9 protein-coding genes are annotated in these 10,665 nt (G+C 69.0%); 3 read left to right on the forward strand and 6 right to left on the reverse strand.

Annotated elements, in window-relative coordinates; all coding sequences use genetic code 11:
- Positions 1-110 precede the first annotated feature (110 nt).
- Positions 111-2,483, reverse strand: coding sequence for a hypothetical protein (locus WMF43_RS17980; protein ID WP_437681679.1), 2,373 nt, complete (start codon positions 2,481-2,483; stop codon positions 111-113).
- A 318-nt stretch (positions 2,484-2,801) separates the two neighbouring features.
- Between WMF43_RS17980 and WMF43_RS17985 the strand changes: the two genes are divergently transcribed.
- Positions 2,802-3,113 (forward strand): hypothetical protein, encoded by a 312-nt coding sequence (locus WMF43_RS17985; protein ID WP_437681681.1) that lies wholly within the window; start codon positions 2,802-2,804, stop codon positions 3,111-3,113.
- A gap of 212 nt (positions 3,114-3,325) precedes the next feature.
- Here the strand turns inward: WMF43_RS17985 and WMF43_RS17990 are convergent, their stop codons facing one another.
- The 5 genes from WMF43_RS17990 to istA form a co-directional block, all read right to left on the reverse strand.
- Positions 3,326-3,610 carry a hypothetical protein gene (locus tag WMF43_RS17990; protein WP_437684031.1) on the reverse strand — a complete coding sequence of 95 codons (285 nt, stop codon included), beginning with the start codon at positions 3,608-3,610 and terminating at the stop codon, positions 3,326-3,328.
- 208 nt (positions 3,611-3,818) lie between these two features.
- A complete protein-coding gene (locus tag WMF43_RS17995; RefSeq protein WP_437681683.1) occupies positions 3,819-4,046 on the reverse strand; it encodes a hypothetical protein in 228 nt (75 codons plus the stop codon).
- Between the two features lie 103 nt (positions 4,047-4,149).
- The gene (locus WMF43_RS18000) at positions 4,150-4,509 is read right to left on the reverse strand and encodes a carboxypeptidase-like regulatory domain-containing protein (RefSeq protein ID WP_437681685.1); all 360 of its coding nucleotides are present in this window, start codon (positions 4,507-4,509) and stop codon (positions 4,150-4,152) included.
- Positions 4,510-5,409: 900 nt separating this feature from the next.
- Positions 5,410-6,198, reverse strand: coding sequence for an IS21-like element helper ATPase IstB (gene istB, locus WMF43_RS18005; protein ID WP_437671251.1), 789 nt, complete (start codon positions 6,196-6,198; stop codon positions 5,410-5,412).
- On the reverse strand, positions 6,195-7,682 hold the full coding sequence (gene istA / locus WMF43_RS18010; protein WP_437668776.1) for an IS21 family transposase: 1,488 nt from the start codon (positions 7,680-7,682) through the stop codon (positions 6,195-6,197). Before istA ends, istB begins: the two co-directional genes overlap by 4 nt.
- Positions 7,683-7,918: 236 nt before the next feature.
- On the opposite strand from istA, the gene WMF43_RS18015 reads away from it, so the two are divergent.
- On the forward strand, positions 7,919-8,887 hold the full coding sequence (locus WMF43_RS18015) for a hypothetical protein (RefSeq protein WP_437681687.1): 969 nt from the start codon (positions 7,919-7,921) through the stop codon (positions 8,885-8,887).
- Positions 8,888-9,203: 316 nt separating this feature from the next.
- Complete coding sequence (locus tag WMF43_RS18020; RefSeq protein WP_437681688.1) at positions 9,204-10,655, forward strand: hypothetical protein; 1,452 nt, start codon at positions 9,204-9,206, stop codon at positions 10,653-10,655.
- The last annotated feature ends 10 nt before the right edge of the window (positions 10,656-10,665 follow it).

Raw genomic sequence — 10,665 nt, forward strand, 5'->3', positions numbered from 1 at the left:
TCAAGAACTAGGAGCCCGGCCCGCATCCCGCGGGCAGGAGGACCGTGGGCGCACTGCGCGTCGAGCCGGGTTCCGAAGATCGAGGCGGGCAGGTCGTCAGGTGTGTGTGCTCAAGAACTGGACGCCGCCACGGGGACGGCCACCGGCGCGGGCGGCACACGGTTCTCCAGCAGGAGCGATAGGGCCAGCCTGAGGTCCTGCTCGCTCGCATCGTTCGTCGTATCCCGGCGGAGCAACTCCTCGTTCAGCGCGATCAACTCCGCGATCGGCTCGGTCACGCCTGGCTTCTCGTGGAGGCGATGGAGCAGCTTGCGCACCGAGGTCAGTGGGTGCAGAGCGGCGAGTCCGTGCAGTGCGCCGAGCACCTCGTTCGTAGCGTTGCGCTCGAGGGCTCGCTCGGCCAACTTCACCAGCGCGCGCGCCATGGAGTCGTGCAAGGCGACGATCATGCGCTGGCGTTCGCGTCCGTCGGGGTCTGCCGCCGCGTCCCGCGCGGGTAGGACGTCCCGTACAAGCTTGAGGAGCTCCTGCCAGGCCTCGGCGTCCATCATCGCGAGGAGCACATCGCGGCCGTGGTGGGCCCAGCGCGTACGGGTTCGGAGCGTCGACGTGAGCCACTGGAGCGCGGCGTGCCCAGGCCTGCGAGCTTCGAGGTGGTACAGGATCACGCCGATCAGCGAGCTCAGCGGCTCTTCGTGCGCCGCGAGCCATCGCAGCAGCGCCGCGAGCTCCTCATCGTACGGCGCCCGCGAGCGGACGCGCTCGCGCACGGCGGGCAGGAGCGCGTTCGGCAGTTCGGCGGGGACGTCCGCGTGTGCCCAGGGCTCCTTCTCGGAACGCGCGCGGGAAAGCGCGCTCGCGGCGACCGTCGCCTCGTCGAGGAGCCAGGTCATGGCGGGGCGACGCAGCAAGCACACCATCTGCCACGTCGGCAGATTCCTTGCCTCCGCAATGAGCCACTGTCGCACGTCGGGCTCCACGAGGTCGGGCAACAGCTCTGCGCGCGCGCGGACCGCATAGAACCGTTGCGGCTCCGGGAGAGCGTGTTTGATGTACTCGTCGGGTCGGTCCAGGGGCGCGCGGAGCCACGCCCGTAGCCGTTCCCTGGCCAAGGGTCCGGCGATGCGTGTATAGAGCACGACGCCCTCTACGTCGTCCGCATGCGTGATAATCTGTTCAACAGGCGGCAGCTCGCACTCGGGCAGCGGATCCGCCGCACCGGCGAGGCGCATCAGCTCGTCGCGCGACGCGAAGACCTCGGGCTGCTGGAACGCCCAGCGGAGCAGCCGGTTAGCGCGCGCGGTGGTCAGCGGGAACGACGCGATGCGACGGAATAGAGCAATCGATGTCATCGGTCCAACATAGGCGCTCTCGGCCATCAGCCCCCGGTAACCGAGCAAGAGCTCCTCGAAGTGGTCATCCACGATCTCTGGAAGAGGAGCCTTCAGCAGCAGGGAGATAGCTTGACGCGTAGGATCGTAGAAATCAAACTCTTCGATCTTCGGGCCAATCGGCGTCGGCTCCTCGCGGTGTAGCCAAACGCGTCTGAACGGCGCGAGCGCGCCCGGCATATTCAGGTAACGGAGGAAGCGGTCCCACCCGTCTGGCTCACGTCTCTCCAGGGCGCCACGTAACGAGGCTATGAGCCATGGAAGGACTTGGCCTGCGTCCTGCGCTCGGAACGCGACCGCTTCGCGCAGCTCTGGCGGTGTAGCGCGCCAGAGTAAAAAAGGCTCAACCCCGCGCGTCGTGGCGGCGACGACCTGCGCGATGAACCATTCACGGGTCACCTCTCCCTCGGCACCTGGCCATTCGAGCGCGACGTTGCGAAACTGCCTGTCTGCCTCGGTGGCCTCCAATTCGTGTTCGAAATAGAGTGTCTCCGGAAGGACCTCGCTCGGGTGAACGGTTTCGAGAAGCCCTGCGGTGCGCGTCACCTCGATCAGTCGGGCGCGTTCGAAAGTAGTGCAGGATCGTAACGCTGCAGCAAGAGCAGGTGTGAATCCAGTTTCATCGTGGCGCTTGTCGAACAGGGCGACTGAGAGCGGGAGCGCATCTGCCTTCAATATGGCCGCATAGGGAGAGCATACGTTCTGCAATTGCCGGGCGAGCTCCCACCAGGAAGGCTCGGCGAGGCGCGGTGGTCTCAGACGATCTACAAGCTTGTCCAGTATGCAGGCCGGGTAGCGATCTGCGTCCCACGCCAGCGGGTTTCCGAGGACAAAGTGGACCGGCTCCTCGCCGGACTCTGGGATCGGGAAGCTCGCGATGATGCGCTCGGCCAGCTGCTCCGGGTTGGGCGGGTTGTATGCCAGCCAGGAGGCGTACTCCTCCCAAGTCAGCGCATCGATATGCTCCGCGAGATACTTGTGGTCCTCGGGCGTGATGGGCCCGTGGCCCCTGAAGATGTGATAACGGGCAACCCTGCGAGCATCACCTCCGCAGGTTTGATGGAGAATGGAAAGCTGTTGTCGGCGGTCCATGGACGCCTCCCGGCTCTCTCGGCTGCACGAGTTCCGTGCCGCCCGCCAGCGCGTTGCGCTCGCACACGGACGCACAGGACGCTCGAGCGCGTCGAGTGTGGTGGATCAGAACTGGCTGCTGACCCCGACCGAAGCTCGAGATCGCCGGTGAGCACCCCACACGAGAGAGACCGGCGCTACTAGAAGCCCGCGTGGTCCAGCCATGATGCATGAAAGGACCTCCGTCGTCAAGCTGGTGCTGAGAAGCGGGAGATCGGGTCGCAGCAGGGCCCGCGACGAGGCCGAGCGCCGCCCAGTTTCGATGTGAAGCCATCCGCCATGCTCAGAGCCTGGATCCATCGCAAACTGGGGCGACCGCGGATGGACGAGGGCGCGGAAGCGGCAGGCTCGGCCTCGGGTGAGCTCACGGCGCGCGAAGACCCGCTCACCTCGGCTGTGTTCGAGCGGTTCGCATACCTCGAACCCGGCGCGACGTGGACGCTGCTGACGACGGCAGCTTCCGGAGGCGGCGCCTGGCGAGCGACCCCAATGGTGGCTTTGGCCAAGGCTCGCTGGACGCCAAAGGTGTCGGGTATACGTATCGTTGTCGTTTTGTTAAAATCGCAGATCTGGTCGATGAGGCTGCCGTGAGGGCGAAGGTGCTCGGGCCAATCGAGAACTGGCTCGCGCAGACGGGGGGCTGATGCAAACCAGTCAAGTGCGCGTGACCTGGTGGCGGCAGGTGCGTCCGGTCACGCAAACGTTAAGCAGTCCATGAGAGCCGCTTGAGCCACTGCGAGACGTCCGCGCCTCTGCGCGCCCTTGAATGCCCAGCGCGAGGCGTCGGGTGTAGACGGTGCGGTCTATGCGGTCCTATTCCGCGTGTTTCGCGCGTTGGGCCGTGAGGTGACCACCTGCGCCTGTGTGCTCGGAGCGAGCTCCAGCGAGGGCAGGCCGAGCAGCCGCCCGATCGCTTCGTGCGCAACACGCACCGCCTCGACATCACCCGCCGCTGCCGCGGCGCTGAGTCCCTCTCCGAGCTGCGCGACCAGCACCGCCCGCACCGACAGGGGAGGGGAGGGCGCCGCCGGTCCCGCCTGCGCCGCGCCGCTCCCCGCCGCCACCTGCTCCGCCAGCCGCACCAGCATGTCCACCCCCAGCGCCTCGCCCGCCGCCACCGCCCTCAGCGCCGCGACCGCCAGCTCCCGCCCCCCGCCTGAGCCCGCATCATCCCCACCTCCGGCCTGCCCACCTTCCTGCCCACTTTGCCACCTAACAGCGCGAATTCCTTCAGCACCCCCAGGCTCTTTTAATCCGTAGGTCCAGGGTTCGAGTCCCTGTCGACCCACTACGTAACTACGCGGAACTGCTGACCTTTCCGACCAGCACCCCCACCATCTCCAGGTTTCCTCCACGGACCGCCCCGGCAGGCGGCCCGTCGAGCAGCGCGATCGCGCTCCGCTTCGCGCTCGGCGACAGGTGCATGTAGCCCATGGTCGTCGAGACGTTGCGGTGCCCGAGTTCGGGCGCGCGGAGTTCGGGCGCGCGGAACTCGTGCGGTGGGCGGAGGCGCTCAGACGGCACTGGGGCTACGACGCGCGCACGCTTCCCGTCGGCCCTGTCGATCCGGCGGTGGGCGCGCCGACGCATATGGCCGTGCTGACACGGCGATCGCCGTCCTGAAGCGTCAGGGGCGTAGCCGCTGGAGGCAGAGCTGCTGCGGCACCTCCGGGTTCTTCACGGTCGCGTGAAGCGGCGCGTAGCCTGGCTTTTCCACGACGAGCTCGGATGCTTCCTCGCCCGGTGGCGCGTTGAGCACCACATGAAAGCTCCCCGATGGATCGCTCGTCGCACGGCCCTTCTCTTGCAATCTCGCTAGCTCGAGGTGCAGGTCGGCCCCATCGACGGGCGCCTGATCTGAGCAATCCACGACCCTCCCCGACACCACGTAGAACGCGTGGCAGCCGACCCCGAACGCGGCCAGGCCTCGCAGCGCGATCGCGATCGCGATCGCGATCGCCCGCGGGGGAGCCCGGTCCTCTCGCACGGCCCGTCCTTCCTCATCTCGCTCCGCGCTTCTCATGGCGGTGATCCCTCGACGGCGTAGGCCCGAATCTCGGACAGCGCGAACGGGTGAACCCCCCGGGAGAAATACTGACCGAAGCTGCGGAGCTGCGCCCTCGGATAAGCGCCTGCCCCCTTGGGATGGGCCACCCCGTGGGGGGGAGGGGCGTGTGCCTTCGTGGCGCCATGGCGCGCCACATTGCAGTGAGCATCGGTATTTTCTCGACCGAACGCCCTGCGCGCGGCGCCTTCGGTTCACTCGCGCCCCGTGGGCGCGACTTCGTTGAGGCAGCTCAAGCGCGTGCGTCGCGGCTCCTCCGACGTGCAGGCCATCCGGCGCTGCATGGTCCGCGGCCACTGGCGCCGCGCGGGGCGGAGCTGGGAGGACGCGAGACCGCGGTGGATCAAGCCGTGATCGACGTCAACTACTCTTGCCGGTCAGCGACAACTATTTTTGCCGGCCGCAGCCAGGTCCTTCCTCTCGTCGCCGTCCCACTTCGCCCCCCTCGCTCTCGTTCGTGTAGTTGTCGTCACCTCCGCCGTAGTTGTCGTCGCGTTCCCCGCCCTGCTCCCGCCGCTTCCTCGCGCACTTCCTCCTCGTGTAGTTGTCGTTCCGTCGGCCTCACATTCCCTCGCGCCCACGCCATCGAGGCCTCGGCCGCGCGCCCGCAGTGGCGACGCGGTGCCCCGACGCGCCCCCGCGCCCCCACCGCCGTCCCAGCGCGCCACGGCCATTCCGTTCATCCGCCCTCCTTTGCCACTCGCATCGCTCGTCCTCCCGCGCCCACGCCATCGAAACCTCGGCCGTGCGCCCCCCGTGGCGGCACGGTGCCCGACGCGCCCCGCGCCCCCACCCCGTCGCAGCGCATCGCCGCGGTCTCTCTCATCCCTCGTCCTCGCTGTTCCTCTTGCCTGCGTTGCGCTTCTTCGCCTCCTCTGCCCGCACGCTCTTTCGCTCGATCTCGATGATCGTCGCGTGGTGCACGATCCTGTCGACCGCCGCCGCGGTCGCCATCGGCGTCTTGAAGATCCGGTCCCACTCGCTGAAGACCAGGTTGCTCGTGATGATCAAGCTTCGGCGCTCGTACCTCTCGGCCATCAGCGTGAAGAGCACCTCCGCCTCCTCCGCCGTCTGCTGCACGTACCCCAGGTCGTCGAGCAAGATCGCGTCGAAGACGTCCAGCGCCCGCAGCGCGCGCGGCAAGCTCAAGTCGCGCCGGGCTGCCAGAAGGTGCTGCACCAGCTGGTAGGTCGGCGTAAACAGCACGCTCCTGCCCGTATCGATGAGCGCGTGGCCGAGCGCGCAGGCCAGATGGCTCTTGCCCACGCCGGGCATCCCGAAGAGCAGCACGTTGCCGGCGTGGTCCACGAAGTCGCCTCGCGACAGCTCCTGCACCCGCAGCAGCGCCGACTGCGGCACGCGCGTCTTGTCGAGCGTGTCGAAGGTCTTGCCCGGCGGCAGCTTCGAGGCGCGTCGCAGCCTGTCGGTGCGCCGCTCCTTGCGCCCTGCGGCCTCGAGCTCCAGCACCTCGGCGACCACCCCGAGCGCCTCACCGTGGCCGCCGGCCACAAGCCGCCGCACCAGCTCGCCGGCCGCCGTCGGCAGCTTCCACTCCGACAGCAGCGCCGTGATCCGAGCCCCCATCTCGGGCGTGTACGTCAGGGCGCTCATGACGCGCCTCCGGCCGCGAGCAGCGCGTCGTACTGACCGAGGTCGGGCGCGCCGATGCGCAGCGCGGGCACCGCCGGTGTCTCCGGCTGCGCCAGCGCCTTGACCGCAGCGTAGTCAAACGCTTCGCCCCGCTCAAGCAGCGCCGAGAGCGCCTGTTCCACCGCCCGCTCCCCCGTGCTCGCAGCCAGGTGCAGCACGCGCACATACTCCACGTCGGCGCGGTCGCCACGCCGCTCGCGAAGCGCGTCGTAGGCCCGCCGGAACACGAGCGACGGGAACAGGTCCTCGCGGTAGCGATACGCCGCGAAGGCGCCGGGCTTGCGCACCAGCGACCAGATCACGTGCCGGTAGTCGATGCGATGGCCGTACTCGCCGCGCAGCCGCGGCATCGTCTCGACCAGCTTGCCGGCGTACCGGACCTCGACGACATCGGCGAACAGCCGCGCCTCGACCTCGTGCCCGATGAGCCGCGAGGGCACCGAGTAGATCCGACCCGCGACCGGGATGGTGCTCCACTTGCGCACTGCGACGACTACCCGCGTGTACTCGGGCACGCGGCTGGAGGGCAGTGGCCTGAGCGCCGCACGCTCCTCGGCCAGCCGCGCCTCACGGCCTCGGTGAAACTTCTCCTCGACGACGCGCCCGACAAATGCCATGTACGCCTCGACGGTCAGGAAGTCGCGGCTGCCACGTAACAAGAGCGCCTGCTCCAGCGCGCTCTTGAGCAGGTGGTGCGCCTTCTCCACGACTCCATTCTCATGCGACTCGCCGGGCTGGATGCGCGAGGCCTGAAGGCCGTAGTGCTCGACCACCTCGGCGAACCGCCGTGTCAACGTGCGACCACCCGTCTTCACCAGCTCGTGCGTCGCCGCCGAGAGGTTGTCCAGACGAACCCTCTCGGGCACTCCGCCGAGCGCCCACAGCCCGCCCTGCAGGCCCTTCACGAGCGCCTCGAACGTCTCGCCGAACGCGAGCTCGACGAAGCGCCAGCCGCTGTAGGCGAGCACGAGCTGGAAGAACAGGTGCACGAACAGCTCGCCGGCGATGGTGACGCCGAGCTCGGTGGCGTGGGTGAAGTCCATCGATGCCATGCGCCCCGGCGTGTGCTCCTGCGGGAAGTAGACTTCCTTCTCCGGCCCGTGCTGCGCACGCCACTCCCGTACGCGCCGCTGGAGCGTGCGTAGCTGCCCTGGCTCGAACACGCCCGGCTTTCTGCGCGCAAGCTCCTCGAAAATCGTCTTCGCCTCCAGCTCCCCCTCCTTGTCCGCGACCAACAGCGGCTCGATCTCCGTCGCCCACACCTCGACGAACGGGTCCGGTCGCGTGCGCCATGTCCGCGGTTGCTTCGTCTCCGAGGGCAGCGGCCCGCGCTGCCACGTCCGCGCCGTCCTCTCGCTCATCCCGGCCGCCGCAGCGGCCGCCTCCAACGTCTTGCCTTCCATCCGCTTCTTTCTCAGCACGCGGACCTGCCTGTCGCTGACCATCCGGGCTCCTCGAGCCCCGGCACCCGGCCGGAGCCCTCAGCTCCGCACCGTCGCACAGGCCGTCCGCACGGCCGCCACACCGGCAAATCTAGTTGTCGCCAGGCGGCAGAAGTAATTGTCGCTGATCAAGCCGTACTGGCGCGGGCCGAGCGCGGCTGCGATCGTCGAGCGGGAGTACCGGCTGATCTGCGTACGGGACGCGGACGCATGAACGAGCGGGAGAACGAGCCGAGGCGATGATGCAAAAAAAAGACGAAGCCCGAGCCAGGCGCCTGCCGCGGCCAGCGGAGCGTCCGCTCGACGACGGCGTGCGCTACGGCCCGGAGTCCTGGCGCGAGATCGACGGCGTCACCTTCTGCCACTGGGACCGGTGGCTCCTGAGGCTCGCGCTGGCGGAGCCGCGCGGCCTCGATGCGATCCAGCATGAGTTCCGTGCGCGCGCGGCGAGTCGGCGCGCCAGCGGCGAGGCCGCCGAAGCGATGCTCGCGCAGCTGGTCGACCTTCGCGCGCGGCTCGCGCGCCTCGCGCGGACCCCGGAAGAGGTCCTCGATGCAGAAGAGCGAGCGAGCGGGTGGCTGCTGAAGAAGGCCTGGAAGCGGGTCTGGCATGACGGCCCGAACCGTCGCACGGGCACGATGCGCAACACGCCGCGCCGGCGGCTCGAGGCGCACGCGCTCCGCGGAAACTGGCCGCGCTTCCCGGCATCGCCTGCGCGCTTCGAGCCCGAGCTCCGCCGCATCGTCGGTGACCACGCGTACTACGATCACCGCGCCACGGATCTGGTCGCGCGCCTCCTCGAGGACCAAGTCGACCTCCTCGGAGCGATGGCAGCCTCGGATCTGGAGCGCCTGGCGCTACATCGGGCGGCGATGACCGTGATCATCGAGATGATGGATCGGGTCGACGACTCGCTCGCCGACATGAGCGAGGTGTTCGCGGCAAGCGAGCGCGTGTACCTCGCGCTCGCCCGTGACCATGCCGGGCTCGATGGGATCCTGCGCGACCTGCTCGAACTCGCCGTGTGGGAGGACTACGGGTTGCTCCGCGGGGTCGGCGACTTTCTGGGGAGACTCGAGGAAGACCACGCGAACCTCGCCGTCCGCGAGCTCTCCGGGATCATCGCGGAGCTGCGGCGAGAGCGCCTCGATGACCAGCTCGCCCGTGCGCTCACGCTCCGCAACGCGGTGCTGGCACCCTGGGGATAGGATAGAAGCGCCGCGCTCCGGCCTCGTCCACAGGAACGGTGTAACCCTACCACCACAAACACCCGAATCAGGCCATCTCGATGGCGACGCGGCGCCGCTCATGCGACGTCCGCGGCGAATCGAGCTGCCGGCGACAACCCGTCGACGCGCGCCCGTTCCAGGCCTCTCGCCGGGTTACCAGCTGCCGGTCGCACAGCCGGCCCAGTTACCACCTCCGGTGGTAACCGCCTCGGTGCGGTGCTCACAAACTATTGGAAATCAATGACTTGGCGCGACGGCCCGAGAGTTGCTCCAGGGCCGGGCAGGAGGTCTTCCCATGGTAACCGCATCGACATCCCGCCGCCTCACGCCCACGTTTCCCTTCCTCCTCGCCATCCTGATCCCCGCGTGCTTCGGAACGTCCGACAGCGGCGGCGGATCGAGCGACGGCGCGTCGCCCGGTCCAGCACCTCACCGTGGCAACCTCACCGGCGAGCAGCCCGCGCGCGACGTGCCTTCGGCGCCCGATCTCGCGTACCCTGGCCAGGGCTTCATCGTCCACGAATGGGGCACCGACACCGTGGTCGTCGGATCCGACGGCTCGCTTCAACCGGGGCTGCACCACGAAGAGGAGGACCTCCCCGCCTTCGTCTATGACCGGCTCGAGGCCGGCTCGCTCGATGGCTCGACGTCGACGAGCGTCAACGTGAAGATGGAGACGCCGGTAACTTACTTCTACGCCGAGGAGCCGCTCACCGCGTACGTCCAGATGGCGTTCCCCAAAGGGGTCTTCACGCAGTGGTACCCCGCCGTCCGCAGCTTTTACCCGCCCATCTTCGCGCCCAACACCGTTGCTGGCGTGACGACGTACGCGGACCCGGCGTTCGACCCCGAATTCCCCTTCGGCTCGCCGGTGTGCGCGGAGAGGTACGGCGCGATCGCGAACGGCTCCCTCGAGTGGGGTACGATCGAAATCCTCGGGCGCGACGGCGACATCCCCCTGCCCGAGGCGCCGCTCGATCGGTTCACGTGGGCCCACGCGCGTCAGGTCGGCGCCAACCCGCTCCGCGTCGCAGGCGTGCCCGGCGCGACGGAGGCGCCCCAGCACGAGCGCTTCCTGTTCTATCGAGGGCTCGGCAACTTCGACCTGCCCGTCCGCGTGACGGCCGGCGCCGGCGGGGCGATCTCCGCCGAGAACACCCTCGGCGAGGCGATCGGCACCGTCTTCGTCCTCAACGTCGGCGCCTCGGCGGGGGCGTTCGTCGCGCGCCCCGAGGGCATCGCCAGCGGCGGCACGCTCGTCGAGCGCGCCCCGTCACTCGACGGAGCGCCACCCCTCGACGAGTTCGTCGAGGCGCTCGGCGCGAGCGTGATCGACGCCCTCGACGCGACCGGCCTGTACCACGACGAGGCCGTCGCCATGGTGAACACCTGGAAGCGCCAGTGGTTCCGGACGCCCGGCGTCCGGGTGCTCTACCTCGCCCCGGAGGCGTGGACCGACGCCTCGATCCCGCTCACCATCGATCCCGCGCCCGAGGACGTCGTGCGCGTCATGATGCTCCGCGTCGAGGTGCTCTCGCCCGAGATCGAGGCAGCGGACGTCGACGCGGCGCGGCGGCTCGCAGACCCGTCCACCGCCGGCGAGGCCTCGCGTCACTTCGACGACCTCGGGCGCTTCGCCGAGCCGCGCCTCCGCCGCGCGCTCGCGCTCCTCGGCCAGCCCGCCTACGGCGAGCCCCACCTCGCCCGCATCGCAGCCGGAGCGACGCCGCGCGCCGCGCGCGAGTAGCCTCTCCGCC

The sequence above is a fragment of the Sorangium sp. So ce131 genome, assembly GCF_051519095.1.
GTDB lineage: Bacteria > Myxococcota_A > Polyangia > Polyangiales > Polyangiaceae > Sorangium.

Bases quoted from the DNA above. Each gene is read 5' to 3' on its own strand.
- WMF43_RS17980 (WP_437681679.1), bottom strand. From the start codon at position 2,483: ATGGACCGCCGACAACAGCTTTCCATTCTCCATCAAACCTGCGGAGGT.
- WMF43_RS17985 (WP_437681681.1), top strand. From the start codon at position 2,802: ATGCTCAGAGCCTGGATCCATCGCAAACTGGGGCGACCGCGGATGGAC.
- WMF43_RS17990 (WP_437684031.1), bottom strand. From the start codon at position 3,610: ATGCTGGTGCGGCTGGCGGAGCAGGTGGCGGCGGGGAGCGGCGCGGCG.
- istB (WP_437671251.1), bottom strand. From the start codon at position 6,198: ATGAGCGCCCTGACGTACACGCCCGAGATGGGGGCTCGGATCACGGCG.
- istA (WP_437668776.1), bottom strand. From the start codon at position 7,682: ATGGTCAGCGACAGGCAGGTCCGCGTGCTGAGAAAGAAGCGGATGGAA.
- WMF43_RS18015 (WP_437681687.1), top strand. From the start codon at position 7,919: ATGATGCAAAAAAAAGACGAAGCCCGAGCCAGGCGCCTGCCGCGGCCA.
- WMF43_RS18020 (WP_437681688.1), top strand. From the start codon at position 9,204: ATGGTAACCGCATCGACATCCCGCCGCCTCACGCCCACGTTTCCCTTC.